20 protein-coding genes are annotated in these 15,900 nt (G+C 71.5%); 16 read left to right on the top strand and 4 right to left on the bottom strand.

The window, feature by feature from the left end:
- The first annotated feature begins 4 nt into the window (after positions 1–4).
- From HFP15_RS04820 to HFP15_RS04800, 5 genes are read left to right on the top strand one after another with little or no spacing between them, the layout of a single operon-like run.
- A complete protein-coding gene (locus HFP15_RS04820) occupies positions 5–1,687 on the top strand; it encodes a class I adenylate-forming enzyme family protein (protein WP_168511846.1) in 1,683 nt (560 codons plus the stop codon).
- Positions 1,684–1,992 (top strand): Clp protease/crotonase-like domain-containing protein, encoded by a 309-nt coding sequence (locus HFP15_RS04815; RefSeq protein WP_168511827.1) that lies wholly within the window; start codon positions 1,684–1,686, stop codon positions 1,990–1,992. Before HFP15_RS04820 ends, HFP15_RS04815 begins: the two co-directional genes overlap by 4 nt.
- Positions 1,979–3,001, top strand: a complete 1,023-nt coding sequence (locus HFP15_RS04810; RefSeq protein WP_168511825.1) for a phosphotransferase family protein — start codon at positions 1,979–1,981, stop codon at positions 2,999–3,001. Before HFP15_RS04815 ends, HFP15_RS04810 begins: the two co-directional genes overlap by 14 nt.
- Positions 2,994–3,767, top strand: coding sequence for an SDR family NAD(P)-dependent oxidoreductase (locus tag HFP15_RS04805; protein ID WP_168511823.1), 774 nt, complete (start codon positions 2,994–2,996; stop codon positions 3,765–3,767). The genes HFP15_RS04810 and HFP15_RS04805 overlap by 8 nt, the downstream gene beginning before the upstream one ends.
- On the top strand, positions 3,767–5,179 hold the full coding sequence (locus HFP15_RS04800; protein ID WP_168511821.1) for a class I adenylate-forming enzyme family protein: 1,413 nt from the start codon (positions 3,767–3,769) through the stop codon (positions 5,177–5,179). The genes HFP15_RS04805 and HFP15_RS04800 overlap by 1 nt, the downstream gene beginning before the upstream one ends.
- Here the strand turns inward: HFP15_RS04800 and rraA are convergent.
- Positions 5,140–5,616 (bottom strand): ribonuclease E activity regulator RraA, encoded by a 477-nt coding sequence (gene rraA / locus HFP15_RS04795; RefSeq protein ID WP_312871463.1) that lies wholly within the window; start codon positions 5,614–5,616, stop codon positions 5,140–5,142. The genes HFP15_RS04800 and rraA overlap by 40 nt on opposite strands.
- 187 nt (positions 5,617–5,803) lie before the next feature.
- Between rraA and HFP15_RS04790 the strand changes: the two genes are divergently transcribed.
- Positions 5,804–6,934, top strand: a complete 1,131-nt coding sequence (locus HFP15_RS04790) for a hypothetical protein (protein WP_168511817.1) — start codon at positions 5,804–5,806, stop codon at positions 6,932–6,934.
- Positions 6,935–7,015: 81 nt separating this feature from the next.
- A complete protein-coding gene (locus HFP15_RS04785; RefSeq protein ID WP_168511815.1) occupies positions 7,016–8,206 on the top strand; it encodes a GNAT family N-acetyltransferase in 1,191 nt (396 codons plus the stop codon).
- On the opposite strand, the gene HFP15_RS04780 is transcribed toward HFP15_RS04785, so the two are convergent.
- Together HFP15_RS04780 and HFP15_RS04775 are read right to left on the bottom strand one after the other, a co-directional pair.
- A complete protein-coding gene (locus HFP15_RS04780; protein WP_168511813.1) occupies positions 8,203–9,384 on the bottom strand; it encodes an ABC transporter permease in 1,182 nt (393 codons plus the stop codon). The genes HFP15_RS04785 and HFP15_RS04780 overlap by 4 nt on opposite strands.
- Positions 9,381–10,292 (bottom strand): ABC transporter ATP-binding protein, encoded by a 912-nt coding sequence (locus HFP15_RS04775; protein ID WP_168511811.1) that lies wholly within the window; start codon positions 10,290–10,292, stop codon positions 9,381–9,383. Before HFP15_RS04775 ends, HFP15_RS04780 begins: the two co-directional genes overlap by 4 nt.
- A gap of 93 nt (positions 10,293–10,385) precedes the next feature.
- Between HFP15_RS04775 and HFP15_RS04770 the strand changes: the two genes are divergently transcribed.
- The 3 genes from HFP15_RS04770 to HFP15_RS04760 are packed head-to-tail and all read left to right on the top strand — an operon-like array spanning position 10,386 to position 12,141.
- Entirely contained in the window at positions 10,386–11,288 is a 903-nt protein-coding gene (locus HFP15_RS04770) for an SPFH domain-containing protein (protein WP_168511809.1), read from the top strand.
- 3 nt (positions 11,289–11,291) lie between these two features.
- Complete coding sequence (locus tag HFP15_RS04765) at positions 11,292–11,516, top strand: type II toxin-antitoxin system antitoxin (protein ID WP_168511807.1); 225 nt, start codon at positions 11,292–11,294, stop codon at positions 11,514–11,516.
- Positions 11,503–12,141: a GOLPH3/VPS74 family protein gene (locus HFP15_RS04760; protein ID WP_168511805.1), complete on the top strand. Its 639-nt coding sequence runs from the start codon at positions 11,503–11,505 to the stop codon at positions 12,139–12,141. The genes HFP15_RS04765 and HFP15_RS04760 overlap by 14 nt, the downstream gene beginning before the upstream one ends.
- Here the strand turns inward: HFP15_RS04760 and HFP15_RS04755 are convergent.
- Positions 12,138–13,064: a 5'-3' exonuclease gene (locus HFP15_RS04755; RefSeq protein WP_168511804.1), complete on the bottom strand. Its 927-nt coding sequence runs from the start codon at positions 13,062–13,064 to the stop codon at positions 12,138–12,140. The two genes, HFP15_RS04760 and HFP15_RS04755, sit on opposite strands and share 4 nt — an antisense overlap.
- 63 nt (positions 13,065–13,127) lie before the next feature.
- On the opposite strand from HFP15_RS04755, the gene HFP15_RS04750 reads away from it, so the two are divergent.
- The 6 genes from HFP15_RS04750 to HFP15_RS42525 all read left to right on the top strand — a co-directional run bounded on the left by HFP15_RS04750 (position 13,128) and on the right by HFP15_RS42525 (position 15,885).
- A complete protein-coding gene (locus HFP15_RS04750) occupies positions 13,128–14,273 on the top strand; it encodes a M24 family metallopeptidase (protein WP_168511802.1) in 1,146 nt (381 codons plus the stop codon).
- The gene (locus HFP15_RS04745) at positions 14,270–14,728 is read left to right on the top strand and encodes an Lrp/AsnC family transcriptional regulator (protein WP_168511800.1); all 459 of its coding nucleotides are present in this window, start codon (positions 14,270–14,272) and stop codon (positions 14,726–14,728) included. Before HFP15_RS04750 ends, HFP15_RS04745 begins: the two co-directional genes overlap by 4 nt.
- A 19-nt stretch (positions 14,729–14,747) precedes the next feature.
- The gene (locus HFP15_RS04740) at positions 14,748–14,972 is read left to right on the top strand and encodes a hypothetical protein (RefSeq protein WP_168511798.1); all 225 of its coding nucleotides are present in this window, start codon (positions 14,748–14,750) and stop codon (positions 14,970–14,972) included.
- Positions 14,959–15,258, top strand: a complete 300-nt coding sequence (locus tag HFP15_RS04735) for a hypothetical protein (protein WP_168511796.1) — start codon at positions 14,959–14,961, stop codon at positions 15,256–15,258. Before HFP15_RS04740 ends, HFP15_RS04735 begins: the two co-directional genes overlap by 14 nt.
- A gap of 88 nt (positions 15,259–15,346) precedes the next feature.
- Complete coding sequence (locus HFP15_RS42530) at positions 15,347–15,568, top strand: dihydrofolate reductase family protein (RefSeq protein WP_246271380.1); 222 nt, start codon at positions 15,347–15,349, stop codon at positions 15,566–15,568.
- Positions 15,559–15,885 (top strand): dihydrofolate reductase family protein, encoded by a 327-nt coding sequence (locus HFP15_RS42525; RefSeq protein WP_312871488.1) that lies wholly within the window; start codon positions 15,559–15,561, stop codon positions 15,883–15,885. Before HFP15_RS42530 ends, HFP15_RS42525 begins: the two co-directional genes overlap by 10 nt.
- Positions 15,886–15,900: the final 15 nt, after the last annotated feature.

The raw sequence follows: 15,900 nt of genomic DNA, 5'->3' as shown, positions 1-15,900 counted from the left end.
GGCGATGACCGGCCGGCCGGAGCTGATCGCGCGGTTCACCGCTCCCGGGCAACCCTTCGAGATCGGCGAACGACTCGTCCGCGGCATCCCGATGCGGGTGTTCACCACCGGGCCGCACACCCTGCGTGAGATCGCGGTGTCGTGCGCGGCGTTCGGTGAGCGCCCGTTCCTCGTCTACCGCGACGAGCGCTGGACCTTTGCCGAGCAGGCGCGCACCATCGCGGGGCTGGCGCGGTGCCTGAGCGAGGAATACGGGCTGGGCAAGGGAGACCGGCTCGCGGTGTCGATGCGCAACTATCCGGAATGGACACCCGTGTTCTGGGCCGCCCAGCTTCTCGGGATCGTCCTGGTGCCGCTCAACGCGTGGTGGACCGCGGCCGAACTGTGCTACGCCGTCGAGGACGCGGCCGCGAAACTCGTGGTGGCCGACGTCGAGCGCGCCGCGCTCCTCGCGCCGCACCTGAGCACGCCGCTGATCGAAGTGCGCGGCGACGGAGCGGCGGGCCGGCCCTGGGACGAACTGCTCGCGTCGCTGGATCCGGAGGCGAAACCGCCGGACGTCGCGATCGAGCCGGACGACGACGCGACCATCCTGTACACCTCGGGCACCACGGGCAAACCCAAGGGTGCCGTCGGCACGCACCGCAACCACTGCACGAACCTGCTCAACACGGCACTGGGCACGTTCGTCAGCGCCGCGATGGCCAACGGTGGCGAACCGCCGCCGCCCGATCCGGCGGCGCCGCAGCCCGGCACGCTGTGCACCTTCCCGCTGTTCCACATCGCCGGTATCACCGGCCTCGCCTACACCGCGATGACCGGGGCGAAGCTCGTCACCCAGTACCGGTGGGATCCCGGCGAGGCCCGCGCGCTGATCAGGCGGGAGCGGCTGACCGCGGTGTCGGGTGTGCCGACCGTGATCCGCGGCCTGCTGGCCGACGCGGCCGGGCACGAGGAGGACTTCGCGAGCCTCGCCGGGATCGGCATGGGCGGCGCGCCGATCCCGCCGGATCTGGTGGGCGGGGTGGACCGGACCTTCGACGCGCTCGTGGCCCCCGGCAACGGATACGGGCTGACCGAGACCACCTCGGCGGTCGTGAGCAACACCGGCGCCGAGTACGTCGAGCGGCCGGACAGCGTCGGCCGGTGCCAGCCCGGCACCGACGTCCGGGTGGTGGATCCGGCCACCGGCGAGGACGTGCCCGAGGGCCAGGTCGGCGAGCTGTGGTTCCGCGGACCGAACATCGTGCGCGGGTACTGGAACAACCCGGAGGCGACCGCCGCGGCGTTCACCGACGGCTGGTTCCACACCGGCGACCTGGGCCGGGTCTCCGGCGGCTGGGTCTACGTCGTCGACCGGATGAAGGACGTCGTGATCCGGGGCGGGGAGAACATCTACTGCACCGAGGTCGAGGCCGTGCTCTTCCGGCATCCGGCGGTCGAGGACGCCGCCGTCGTCGGCGTGCCGCATCCGATACTCGGCGAGGAAGTGGTCGCGGTCGTGGTGCCGCGTGCGGAAACGACCGTCACGGCGGCAGAGATCCGGCGGCACGTGGCCGGGCACCTCGCCTCGTTCAAGGTGCCCGCGCACGTCGTGTTCCGGTCCCGCCCACTGCCGCGCACCCCGAGCGGGAAGGTGCTCAAACGCGATCTGCGGCCGGTGGTCGAGGCGGAGGTGCGGGCATGACGACGTTGCGGGACACCACCTACACCGAGCACGGCGACGTCGCGGGCCGGTCGTTCTGCTCGGGCGACGTCGCGGGCATCGCATGGCTGGCGCAGCTGGTGGGCCGGGAGCGCGCGGGGGAACTGCCGTTCACCGGTGAGGTGATCGACGCCGACCGAGCCGAGCGAATCGGCCTGGTGGGCCGGGTCGTGGACGACGACCGGATCATGCCCGCCGCGCTGGCGGAGTTGTTCGCGACCGAGGACCATCGTGCGGGCGTGCGCTCCTTCCTGCAACGGCGGGAGGCGCGGTATGCCGGCCGCTGAGGCGCTCGACGAGAAACGGGTCAGCCGCTGGCTCGCGGAGCACGGCCTGGCCGAGCCGGTCGAGTTCGAGCTGATCGCCGGTGGCCGTTCGAACCTCACGTTCCGGCTCACCGACGCCGCGGGTGCGCTCTACGCACTGCGCAGGCCACCGACCGGTGGCGTGCTCACGACCGCGCACGACATGAGCCGCGAGTGGCGTTTCGTCTCCGCGCTGTCCGGCACCGCGGTCCCGGTCGCGCGGCCCCTGGCGTACTGCGCCGACCCCGAGGTCACCGGTGCGGAGTTCTACGTCATGGGGTTCGTGGACGGCCGGGTGCTTGCGGACGAGAGCGAGGGGCGCGCGTTCCCGCCCGGCGCCCGTGCCGAAGCAGGTGAACAGCTTGTGGACGTGCTGGTGGCACTGCACGCACTCGATCCGGTCGAACTCGGGCTCGGGGATCTGGTGCGCCGCACCGGCTACGCGCAACGCCAGCTGCGCCGGTGGCGCGCCCAGGTGCACGCGACGGGCGCGCCGGAGCTCGCGCTGCTCGACGACGTGCACGACCTGCTCGCCCGGCACGTTCCTCAGCAGAGCAACGGGATCGTGCACGGCGACTACCGGCCGGGCAATGTCGCGTTCGGCCCGGACGGAGGTGTGCGCGCGGTGTTCGACTGGGAGCTGGCGACCTCCGGCGATCCACTGGCGGACCTGGGCTGGCTCGCGGCGAGCTGGCGGGAGCCGGGCGAGGAGATCCCGGCCGTGACACCGACCCCGAGCACGGTTCCGGGTTTCCCGTCGCGCGCCGAAATGGTGGCGCGCTACGCCGCCCGCTCCGGGCGGGACGTGGCGGATCTGCCGTACTGGATCGCGTTCGCGCGCTGGCGAGCGGCGTGCATCGGGGTCGGCGTGCGCGCCCGCTATCTGGGCGGGCACATGGCCGATGACGGGTACCAGGCTCAGGCGCGGGCGGAGGAAACCGTGCGGCTCGCCGAGGCCGCACGAAACGAGTTGGAGGACATGAATGACTGACCCGACGTTCGACCTGCACGGACATGTCGCGCTGATCACCGGCGGCAACTCCGGGATCGGGCTCGGCATGGCACACGGTCTCGCGCGGGCGGGCGCGGACGTGTGCGTGTGGGGCACGAACGCCGAGCGCAACGCCCAGGCGGTGCGCGAACTGGAAAAGCACGGCACGAAGGCGCACGCCGTGCGCTGCGACGTCGGCGCGGAGGCCGAGGTCGAGGCCGCGTTCGGGGAGACACTCGCGACCTTCGGCCGGGTCGACTCGTGCTTCGCCAACGCGGGCGTCAGCGGCCGGATGACGCCGTTCGTGCAGACCTCGCTCGAGGAGTTCCGCCGGGTGACACGGGTGAACCTCGACGGCGCGTTCCTCACGCTGCGTGCCGCGGCGGCGCACATGATCGACCGCCAGGGCGGCGGCGTGCTCGTCGGCACCTCCAGCGTGTCGGCGATCCACGGCGCGCCGCGCAACGAGGCCTACTCGGCGAGCAAGGCCGGGCTCGCCGCTCTGATGCGCGGGCTGGCCGTCGAACTGGCCCGGTACGACATCACCGCGCATTCGATCGTCGCGGGCTGGACCGAGACGCCGCTGGCTTCGCCGATCCTGCACAACGACAAGTTCGAGGGCAACGTGATGCCCCGGATGCCGGTGCGGCGCTGGGGCGGGCCCGACGACTTCGGGCCGCTGGCGGTGTACCTGGCCTCGCGCGCGGGAGGGGGCTTCCACACCGGCGACAGCTTCGTCGTCGACGGCGGTTACTCGATCTTCTAATGTGGACACCCGTGCGCCCGCGCAGTGTTTTCCTCACCGCCGCCCTCGCCGCGCTCGACGACGGCGGGGACGACGTGCTGTTCCACCACGACGTCCCGATGACCTACCGCGAGGCGCGCGAGGTCCTGCTCCGCCTGCACGGCGGGCTCGGCGCGGCCGATGTGGTGGCCGTCGACCTGGCGAACCGGCCGGAGACCGTGCTCGTCCAGCTCGCGGCGATGCTGCGGGGTGCGCGCGTGCTGCTCGTGCCGGCGTCCGCGCCCGCCGCGGACCAGCACGCCGCCGCCGCTGCCGCCGGCGTGACCACCGTCGTCACCGACCGGCCGGCGGCGTGGCCGCACGGGGACGTGCGCGGCGTGGCCGATCTCGACGGCGAGCCGGTCCCGCTCGATCCGCCCGCCGCGGTGGACGTGCTGTTCCCGACCGGCGGCACCACCGGTGTGCCGAAACTGATCCGCCACAGCGGCATCTACGACGGCATGGCGCACATCTTCACCAAATCGCCGGAGCCCGAGCGCACGCTCGTCGTCGCCCCGATGACGCACATGACCGGGCACGCGAGCGTGGTCGGTGCCCTGCTGCGCGGCGACAGCGTGGTGATACGCAACGGTTTTGATGCCGGAGCGGTGCTCGCCGACATCGAACGGCACCGGATCACCTCGCTGTCGCTGACGCCGCCGCGGCTGGCGGCCGTGCTCGACCATCCGGGCCGACCGGGCACCCGCCTGGACAGCGTCCGGTCCCTGTCGCTGGGCGCCGCGCCGCTGCCGCCGCACCGGCTCGCACAGGCCCTCGACGTGTTCGGGCCCGTCGTCGGACAGGGCTACGGCCTCACCGAAGCACCGATGATCGCCAGCATCTCCGCCGGCGAGCTGATCGGCCGGCCGGACCGGCTCGGCTCGGTCGGCCGGATCGTGCCGGGCATGGCGGCGCGGATCGTCGACGGCGAGGTCGAGGTGCGTGGACTGGCCATGATGGACGGTTACCTCGGCGCCCCGCCGGTGGGCGACGGCTGGCTGCCCACCGGCGACCTCGGCCGCTTCGACGACGAGGGCTACCTCTACCTGCTCGACCGCGCCGACGAGATGGTGATCGTCGGCGAACACGGCACCAAGATCGCTCCGGCCACCGTCGAGCACGCGCTGATCGCGCACCCGGCGGTGCGCGGGGCGGTCGTGTTCGGCGACGGCGGGTCGCTGCACGCCGTCGTCGTCGCCGACGGCCCGCTCAGCGCCGACGAGGTCCGGGCGCATGCTCGCGCGTCGTTCGGCCGCGAGCATTACGTCCCGGCGCGTGTGGACTTCGCCGACGCGCTGCCGATGACCGGGGCCGGGAAGATCGACAAGCGCGCGGTGCGGGCCGCGTTCGCGAGTCAGGCCGGCAGTACCGCCACGCCGTCGGGGTCGGCGTAGACGGTGTCGCCGGGAACGAACGTGACGCCGCCGAAGCCGACCGGGACGTCGAGTGCGCCCGCGCCGGTCTTCGCGCTCTTACGGGGATTCGTGCCGAGCGCCTTGACCCCGAGCGGGATCTTGGCCAGCTCCACGCTGTCGCGGACCGCGCCGTTGATGATCAGTCCCGCCCAGCCGTTGTCGGCGGCGGCGCGGGCGATGAGGTCGCCGGTGAGCGCGGAGTGCAGCGAACCGCCGCCGTCGATGACGAGCACCGCGCCGTTGCCCGGCGTGCGCAGCAGGTCGCGGAGCAGGCCGTTGTCCTCGTGGCAGGACACGGTGCGGATGGGGCCGCTGAACGTGGTGTGCCCGCCGTAGGACTGGAACTGGGTGTCGCAGACACGGAGCGCGTCGCCGTGTTCGTCGACGAGGTCCGCGGTGGTGAAGGTGTCGGTCACGGAGACGATGGTGCCTGCCGGGAGCCGGTCGGGCGTACCCGGGGGCGAACGGTGGCGGCCACAGTGGATGGTCAGGCGAGCCCGGCGACCCGTCTGGCGAGCCATAGCACAGGGCGGCCACCACGAATGGATGAACACCCGCTATGCTCGCGACCCCCACCGACGAGAACTTCACAAGGATAACGACATGGAAACCGAGCGCGACCAGCAGGCTGCTTCAACGGATGTCCTCAGCAGTGCGGCGCATGCCGCGCGGCTGGTCATGCTGGACACCATGGACGAGAAGATCCGCTACGCGTGCGAGGCACTGGTTCAGCCGTCGACATCGGACGTCCTGGCGTTCCTGGTGACCTACGGCGTCGTGACCAGCCCCAAGCGCGAGCGGGCCTACGTGTCCACTCAGGTCGAGAAATGGCGCAAGGAGCGCGGCCTCGGCGACACCGGCGATCTGCCGCGCATGTCCCTGGAGATGCTGACCGAACTGGACTCCCGCAAGAACAGCGAGGAAGCCGAGAAGACCGACACGCCGGAAGCCGAGGCGGCGGACGACACGACCACCGAGCCGCCGGTGACGACGACCGAGGAGGCTCCCGCGCCCGCCAAGCGCACCTCGCCGGAGGGCTCGCGCGGCTTCTACCTCGTGGCGTTCATGTCGCTGCTGGTGTCGGTGGACACTTCGTGGCGGTTCTTCGGTGACAAGCTCGGGATCAGCAACATCTACGAGCGGGCCGCGATGTTCGCCGTGGTCGAGGTCGCGCTGATCGCGTGCGGTTTCGCGATGCGCGCCGGTATCCGCAGCGCGCACGGCAAACCCGGCCCGGCGCGCCTGATCCTGTGGGCGCTGTGCGCCGCGTCCGGTTACATGGCCTTCGATCTCGCGGGCCCGGTGTCCGGTCTCGCGCGTGTCGCGCTGGGCCCGGTGCTCGGCGTGGTCATGCTGCACCTGGCGCTCGGGCTGGAACTACGTGCTTCGCGGACCCGCGTCGGCACGTGGGGGCGCGTGAGCCGTGAGCTCAAAGAGCGCTTCCTGTCGCGGCTCGGTCTCGGCGACGACGAGCGCGACGCGCTGGCCCGCACCCGCGACCGATCGGCCCGCCGCGCCGCCCGGCTCGCCCGCGCGCCGTGGTTCACCCCGTTCCGCAAGATCCGGCTCGCCCGCGCGCTGCGCAACGCCAACGTCGCGCACGACGACCGGATGCGCAACCGGCTGATGGCGGAGCTGGCGGCGGTGCAGCACGCCGACGAACTGCGCCGCCTCGACCTCGCTTCGCCGTGGTCGGACTCGCTGGCCAACACGCTGAAGTACTTGAGGAGCTGACGCCCGGCCGCGTGCCGACACCGGGTACGCGGCCGGAAAATCGGTGGGCGCGATCAGCCGCGCTCGGCATGATGACCGGTCATGGGCGAGTTCACCATCCGGCCACTGACCGATGCCGAGCAGCGGCCCGCGTTCGACGTGCTGGGGCGGGCGCTGCATTTCACGGGCGCGGACGAGGCGCGCGAGCAGTTCGCGAACTCGGTCACCGCCGACCGGCGGTTCGGCGCCTTCGACGGCGAGCGGGTGATCGGGACGGCCGGCTCGTTCGGCACCGAACTCTGTGTGCCGGGCGGGAAAATGGTTCCCGCGGCCGCGGTGGACGGGGTGGGGGTGCGTGCCGACCACACCCGGCGTGGCGTGGCGACCGCGTTGATGTGCGAGCAGTTGCGCGACTGCGCCCGGCGTGGGGAGATGCTGGCGCACCTGCACGCGAGCGAGGCGATGATCTACGGCCACTTCGGGTACGGCGCCGCCACCCGCGGGCTGACCCTCCGGATCGGACAGTCGGCGTTCCGGCCCGACGCGCCGGAAGGGGGCCGGGTGCGGATACTCGATCCCGGCGAAGCCCGCGCGGAGCTTCCGGCGTTGTACGCGCGCATCGGCCCGCACCGGCCCGGGATGATGACGCGCCCCGAACACTGGTGGATCACCGGCAGCGGACGGCACTCGTTCACCGGCCACACGGTCGCCGTGCATGACGACGACGGTTTCGTCGTGTACCGGCCACTGGAACCGGCGCCCGGACGGCCGCCGCACGAGGGCGCGGTGCTCGCCGTGCGCGATCTGCATGCCGCCGACGTCCGCGCGCTCGCCGGACTGTGGCGTTTCGTGCTGGGCATCGACCTCGTCGCGGAGGTCTGGACCCGGCACCGTCCCGTCGACGAGCCGGTCGGCGCGATGCTCGTCGATCCCCGCGCGGCGCAGGTGTCGGGCATGAGCGACGAGATCTGGCTGCGGCTGATCGACGTGGCCGAGGCGCTGTCCGCCCGCACCTACGGCGACGGTGATCCGGTGGTCGTCGAGATCACCGACACGATCCTGCCCGGCAATTCCGGCCGGTACCGGATTTCGCCGGAGGGCGCGCAGCGCACCGCACTGCCCGCAGCCCTGCGCCTGACCCCCGACGTGCTGGCCATGCTCTACCTCGGCGACGCGCGGCCCAGCACGCTCGCCGCGCTCGGCCGGATCGAGGTCACCGACCCGGCGGCGTTGCCGGCCGCGGACAGGTTGCTGTCCACGGCCGTTCCGCCGTGGTGCGGCACGAGTTTCTAGGCCGCCAGCGCCTCACGCAGCCGCACCCGAGCACCGCTGCGCAGCACCGCGTTGCGGTAGATCCGCGCGGACAGCCAGATCAGCGCCGGGATGAGCACCACGACCAGCAGCACGGACAGGCCCGCCTCCCACACCGGCACGCCGCCCATCGCCAGCCGCATCGGCATCAGCGTGGGAGCGAAGACCGGGATCACCGACAGCAGTTCGACCAGCGGACTGCCCGGATTGGACGGCAGCACCGAGATTCCGACGATGTATCCGGCGATCACGAACATCAGCGCGGGGGCGACCGCGCCGCCCACTTCCTCCTGCCGCGACACGAGCGCGCCGAGCCCGGCGAACACGATCGAGTACATGACGAACCCGAGCAGGTACCACACGATCAGCCAGATGACGGTTCCGGCGGCGGCCGACGCGGAGATCGTGAGCACCCCGCTGCCGAGCCCCACGGTGAGCCCGGCCGCGCCGAGTATCGCGATCTGCAGCAGACCCACCGTGCCGATGCCCAGCACCTTGCCCGCCATCAGCTGCCATGGCCTGATCGTGGCCAGCAGGAGTTCCACGACGCGGCTGGTCTTCTCCTCGACCACGCCCTGTGCGACGGTCTGGCCGTTGATCATCAGGGACAGGTAGATGAGCACCCCGGCGATGATGCCGAGCGCGAGCTGCTGACTGTTGTACTCCTTGGGTTTCTGCAGCGCCTGCACGTCGACGTGCGCGTTCGCCACGGCCGCGCCGACCTTCGCCGGATCGCCACCGAGGCCGGTGATCTGCTGGTTGAGCGCGAGCCGCCCGGCGAGCACGTTCAGCGCCGCCTGCCCCTGCTGGTCCAGTTTCTGCTTGACCACCACTCGCACCGCGGTGCCGTCACCGACGAGCACGGCGTCGAGCGATCCGTCGGCGACCTGCGCGCGGCCCGCCTGATCGTCGGGGACTTCCTTGACGTCGACGATCTTGCCGACCGCCTTCGCGCTCGCCTGCAGTGGTGCGGCGAGCGCGGCGTTGGCCGGCGTGTAGCCGACGGTGGTGGCGGACGTGCCGCTCACGAGTTTGAGGATCAGCGCGAGCGCCACGAACGCCACGATCATCACCACGGTGCTGATGATGTAGGCCTTGGACCGGAGTTTGGTCGAGATCTCCCGGCCCGCGACGAGCCGGATCGCGGACCACGAGTTCATCGGGCCACCTCCTGAGTGACGACGTTGCGGAACAGCTCGGTCAGCGACGGCCGCCGCCGGGCGAACTCGTGCACCGGCCCGGTGGCCAGTGCGGTGGTGAGCACCTTCTGGTCGTCGGCGCCGTCGCCGAGTTCCAGTTCGGTGCGGGCGCCCCGCCGGGCGAGCACCTTCACACCGGGCAGCGCGTCCGCCCAGCCGGCGGGCGCTTGCGGCGCCTCCACGACGACCCGGACGGCGCCACCCGCACGCAGCTCGTCGCCGGTGCCGCAGGCGACCATCCGTCCATTTCGGATGATGCCGACGCGGTCGCACAGCCGCTCCACCAGATCGAGCTGGTGGCTGGAGAAGACGACGGGCACCCCGGCGGCGGCCTTCTCCCGCAGGACGTCGCTCATCACGTCGACGGCCACCGGGTCGAGCCCGGAGAACGGCTCGTCCAGTACCAGTATCTGCGGGTCGTGCACGAGCGCGGCGGCGAGCTGCACACGCTGCTGGTTGCCGAGGCTGAGTTTCTGCACCTCGTCGTCGCGGCGCGAGGCCACCCCGAGCCGTTCGGTCCATTCGTCCACCGACCGGCGCGCCGCCGGTATCGACATCCCGTGCAGCCGCGCCAGGTAGGTCAGCTGTTCGCCGACCTTCATGCGCGGGTAGAGGCCACGTTCCTCCGGCATGTAGCCGATGAGCCTGCGGGTGTCGAGGGTGACCGGCTTCCCGGCCCAGCGCACGGTGCCCCCATCGGCGGCGAGCACTCCCAGCACGATGCGCATGGCCGTGGTCTTGCCGGCGCCGTTGCTGCCCACGAAGCCGAACAGCTCGCCCGCGCGGACGTCGAAGGTCAGGTTCTGCAAAGCGATCGTGGTGCCGTAGCGCTTGCTGAGATCGTCTATCTCGAGCAGGCGTTCGCTCATCTCGTGCTCCCCTCAGTGCCGAAAAATGTGATATCACTATGCTACCGTCGATGTGGGGGCGCAAGCCACCGGTAGATCTGAGGGGAACGGAAAATGACAGAGACAGCAGTGGAAATGCCCACTCCGCGCACACGTGAACGCGTCGTGCGGGCCGTGCCGGGCTTCCTGATGCTCGGGGTGCTGGTACTCGCGGTCGCGGCCGGGATCGCGCTGGTCGTCGTGGGGGCGGTGCAGGCCAGCGTCGTGCTCCTCGTGGTCGGCGGGTTGCTCGCGCTGGCCTCGGCGTTCTCGCTGCTGGGGCTGACGCCGGTCGCGCCGGGGGAGGCGCGCGTCGTGCAGCTGCTGGGCCGGTACGTGGGCACCCTGCGCAAGGACGGGTTGCAGTGGGTCAATCCGCTCACGGTGCGCACGCGGGTGTCGACCAGGATCCGCAACCACGAGACCGACGTGGCCAAGGTCAACGACGCGGACGGCAACCCGATCGAAATGGCCGCCGTGGTGGTGTGGCAGGTCTCGGACACCGCGCAGGCACTGTTCGAAGTGGACGATTTCGTGGAGTTCGTCGCGATCCAGACCGAGACGGCCGTACGCCACATCGCCAACGCCTACCCCTACGACACGCACGACAACGGCAAGCTTTCCCTGCGGGACAACGCCGACGAGATCACCGAGAAGCTGAGCGAGGAGATCGCCGCGCGGGTCGCGTCGGCGGGCGTGAAGGTCATCGAATCACGTATCACGCACCTGGCCTACGCGCCGGAGATCGCACAGGCGATGCTGCGCCGTCAGCAGGCGGGCGCGGTCGTGGCGGCGCGCCAGCGCATCGTCGAGGGCGCCGTGGGCATGGTGGAGATGGCGCTGGAGCGGCTCGCCGAGCACGACGTGGTCGATCTGGACGAGGAACGGAAGGCGGCGATGGTGAGCAACCTGATGGTCGTGCTCGTCGGTGACCGCGACACCCAGCCGGTGGTCAACACCGGGACGCTGTACGCCTAGCCCGTGGCCGAGCGCAAGAAGATCCTGCTGCGGCTCGACCCGGCCGTACACGACGCGCTGGCGCGCTGGGCGGCCGACGAGCTGCGCAGCACCAACGCGCAGATCGAGTTTCTGCTGCGCAAGGCACTGGCCGACGCGGGGCGGCTGCCCCGGGACGTAGGACGGATACGCGGGCCGGGTCGCCCGCGCAAGTCCACAACGGACGGAGACGTCGATGAAAGCGCCTGAAACCCTGCCCGCACAGATGTTCCTGCTCGCGTTCGACCCGCAGTGCGGAAAGCTCACCGCCCGCGGCGAGCTCGGCTATCTGCTGCGCGCCGCCACGCTCGCCGACCTTGTCCTCAATGGACATCTCGGCGACGAGCGCGGCAAGCCCATCGCCGGTGGTTATCCCGGGCAGCTGGATCCCGTGCTGATGGACGTGTGGGAGCTGGTCTCGCAGAGCGGGCCGAAGTCGTGGCGCCGCTGGATCTGCAAGGGCCGGCGGCAGACCTACCTCGCCGTGCGGAATCAGCTCGCCGAGGCCCACGTGGTCAAGCTGGAGCGCAAACGCGCGCTCGGGCTGATCCCGTACACGCGCATCGCCCTTCGCGAGACCGCGAGCGCGCGGCGGATCCACGAACGGGTCGGCAGGGCGGTGCGTGGTTCGGAACCGGCGTACCGGGTCGAACCGGACGTCGCGGCGCTGGCGGCGCTCGCGTCCGCCGGTCAGCTGCGGGTCGCGCTCAGTGGACGCGACCGGCGGCGCTACGGCGACCGGATCGGGAAGCTGGGGGAGCGGATCGAACCCATCGCCCGTGCGCTGCACCGGGCCATCTCCTCGCAGCGCGCCGCGGCCGCGGCCGGAGGCTAGCGGTCCAGTGCGGCGAGCAGCCGCTTGACCGAGCCGCCGAGGTTCCAGCGTTCGGACAGTTCGGCGATCCGGTCCGGGTCCGCGGGTTCGGCGGGTACCGCGTCGGAGCCCGACATCACCACCGGAGCGTCGGTGGCGACCCGGACCACCGTCGGCGCGACCGACAGGTAGTCCTCGGCGCCGGTCAGTTTGAGCCGCATCTTCAGCGGAAGGTCGCGGCTGCTGGTCCTGGCCGCCTCGACCAGTGCCTCCAGCGACCCGAACTGGGTGATCAGCTTCGCGGCCGTCTTCTCGCCGATGCCCGCCACCCCGGGAAGGCCGTCGGAGGGATCGCCGCGCAGTGCGGCCATGTCGGCGTAGGCCGGGCCCGCGCTGTCCTTGGGCACGCCGTAGCGCTCGGCCACCTCGGCGGGACCGAGCACCTCCGCCTTGGCCCAGCCCTTGCCGACGTAGATCACCGACGCCGGTGCGGGTTCGGTGCGCACCAGCTGGAACAGGTCGCGGTCCCCGGTGATCACCTCGACCGGATCGGCCTTCTCGCGCGCGGTGAGCGCGCCGATGACGTCGTCGGCCTCGTAGCCCTCGGCTTCGGCGGTGGCCAGGCCGAACGCCTCCAGCAGCTCGAGGATGATCGGCACCTGCGGGGTGAGCGTGTCGGGCACTTCCTCGACGTTCTCCCGCGGGTCCGCCACCCGATGCGCCTTGTAGCTGGGCAGCAGATCCACGCGAAACCGCGGCCGCCAGTCGGCGTCCAGGCACGCCACGAGCCGCGTCGGCCGCCGGTCGGTGATGATCCGCGCGATCGTGTCGGCGAAGCCGCGCACGGCGTTGACCGGCGTCCCGTCGGGCGCGGTCATCGACTCGGGCAGCGCGTAGAACGACCGGAAATACAGGCTCGCGGAGTCCAGCAAGGCTAGCGTCACGACGACAGCCTAGAGCCGTGGGAGCACACGGCGTGGGAAGAGCACGCCAGATAGGCTTTGGCCATGTCGAGCCGTTCACCACGAACCCCCGCGCTGGAACCCGCCACCCTGCGCGCCCGGCTGGACCGCGCCCGCGCGGCCGCCGCGGACGCCGAGACCGACGCCCTGCTCATCGCGCCGGGCTCGGATCTGCGGTACCTGATCGGCGAGGCCGGCGGCTCCTTCGAGCGGCTCACCGCGCTGGTCCTGCCCGCGGCCGACGGGGTGCCGGCGCTCGTGGTCCCCAAACTGGAGGCGCCCGGCTACACGCACGTGCCCGCCGACGAGCTCGGCATCGACGTCGTGACGTGGGTCGACGGCGATGACCCGTACCGGCTGGTGGCCGACCGGCTCGGCAAACCGGGCCGGGTCGCGGTCAGCGACAACACCGCCGCCCTGCACGTGCTGGCGTTCCGCGCCGCGCTGGGTGAGGCCGAGCAGACCCTGGCCGGCCCGGTGGTGCGTGAACTGCGGATGCGCAAGGACGCCGCGGAGATCGACGCGCTGCGGCGGGCGGGCGCGGCGATCGACCGCGTCCACGCGAGGATGGGCGAGTGGCTGCGGCCGGGGCGCACCGAGGCCGAGGTAGGCGCCGACATCACCGCGGCGATCGTCGAGGAGGGGCATGCGCACGCGGACTTCGTGATCGTCGGGTCCGGCCCCAACGGCGCGAGCCCGCACCACGACGTGTCCGACCGGGTCATCGAGTCCGGTGACGTGGTGGTGATCGACATCGGCGGCCCGATCCCCGAGGGCTACAACTCCGACTCCACCCGCACCTACGCGGTCGGCGAGCCACGCGACGCCGACGTCGCCGGGACCTACGCGGTGCTCCAGCGGGCGCAGCGCGCGGCGGTCGAGGCGGTGCGGCCGGGTGCGACCGCGCAGGAGATCGACGAGGCGGCGCGCGCGATCATCGCCGACGCCGGGTACGGCGAGTACTTCATCCACCGCACCGGGCACGGCATCGGGCTCGACGTGCACGAGGAGCCCTACATCGTCGACGGGAACGATCTCGTGCTGGAGGCGGGGATGGCGTTCAGCGTCGAGCCGGGCATCTACCAGCCGGGCCGGTGGGGCGCGCGAATCGAGGACATCGTGGTGGTCACCGCGGACGGCGCCGAGGCGCTCAACAACCGGCCGCACGAGCTGGTCGTGCTCGGCTCATGACGGACGCGGGCGCATTGGAAGCACTGGACCAGGCCATCGCGCGCGAGCTGGCGTCCGATGGGCGGTGCAGTTTCACCGACCTGGCCGAACGGGTCGGGCTGTCGGTGTCGGCCGTGCACCAGCGGGTGCGGCGGCTGGAGCAGCGGGGCGTGATCCGCGGGTACGCCGCGCAGCTGGATGGTGAGCTGATCGGGCTGCCGCTGACCGCACTGATCTCGCTGACGCCGAACGATCCCGCGGCGCCGGACGATTACCCGCAGCGGCTGGAGCACATCCGGGAGATCGAGTCGTGCTATTCGGTTGCCGGGGACGAGTCCTACATCCTGCTGGTGCGGGTCGCCTCGCCGCGGGCGCTGGAGGATCTGCTGCGGCGGATCCGGGAATCGGCGAAGGTCTCGACCCGTACCACGGTCGTGCTGTCCACGCCGTTCGAAGGCCGTTCTCCTGAGCTGTAGCTGGGGTACGATAAAAGGTATGGCAACACGTAAGGTCACGCTGTCCCTGGACACGGCGGCCATCGAGTACGCCGAACGCGCCGCGAAGGCGCACGGGGTGTCGCTGTCGTCGTGGTTGTCGAAGGCCGCCCGCCGCGAGGCGGTGCGCACCGGGTACCACGCGCGCCCGGTGCCGGTCGCGGACGCCACCGCGGACGAGGCCGAACTCGCCGCCGCGGAGAAGGAGCTGCGTGCGGAGGGGTGAGGTCTGGGCCTACCGGCCCCCGGTACAGCCCGCCCGCGAGCGCACGGTGCTGTTGCTGTCCTCGGACGGTGTGAACGAGTCGGAACGTCCGTGGCTGCTGGGAACCGAACTGCTGGACGACGATCCCCGCGACATTCTCGGCGTGCCGCTGGATTCCCGGTACTGGATCTCGACGCTCTACCTGACCCGGCTCTACCGCGCCTGGCTGGTCGAACGCGTAGCGGAGGTCGACCAGGAGACCCTGGAACAGGTGGACGTGGCCCTGCGCGCGGCGCTGGACCTTTAGCCGGTCGCCCGCCGCCGCTTCGCGATGAGTTCCGGCCCACCTCGGAGTCTGCACTGATCGACAGACGCACCGAGGAGAGGAACCACCGATGGGCACGCTGATCGTCACCGAGTTCATGACCCTGGACGGGGTGGGGCAGTCGCCCGGACAGCCCGACGAGGACCGCGACGGCGGCTTCAGCCACGGCGGCTGGCACGCGCCGTTCCTGGACCCCGAGGCGGGCAAAGCCGGGTTCGAGGCGGCCAGGTCGATGGACGCCCTGCTGCTCGGCCGCCGGACCTACGACGTGTTCGCCGGCTTCTGGCCCTGACCGCGCCGCCGTCCTGGCAGGGCTCGGCACTGCTGGCTCAGCCCATCGAGGAGAGTGTCGCCGCGCTGAAGGATCGCCACCGGGAGGTGCACGTCATCGGCAGCCTCAACCTGGTGCAGTCGCTGCTGCGCTTCGGCCTTGTCGACCGGCTGGACCTGTGGGTCGACCCGGTCGTGCTCGGCACCGGGAAGAAGGTGTTCGGGGACGGGATGCCGCCCACCGCGCTACGCCTGATCGAATCGACCGGCTACTCCAACGGCACGCTCCACCTGGCCTACGACACCGCCGGTGAACCGGCCTACGGCACCATCGGATAAGGGCGAAGTCCTCCT

The organism is Amycolatopsis acididurans (assembly GCF_012328925.1).
GTDB lineage: Bacteria > Actinomycetota > Actinomycetes > Mycobacteriales > Pseudonocardiaceae > Amycolatopsis_E > Amycolatopsis_E acididurans.
The sequence above is the reverse complement of the archived record's forward strand: the minus strand, read 5'-3'. Positions and strand labels throughout refer to the sequence as shown.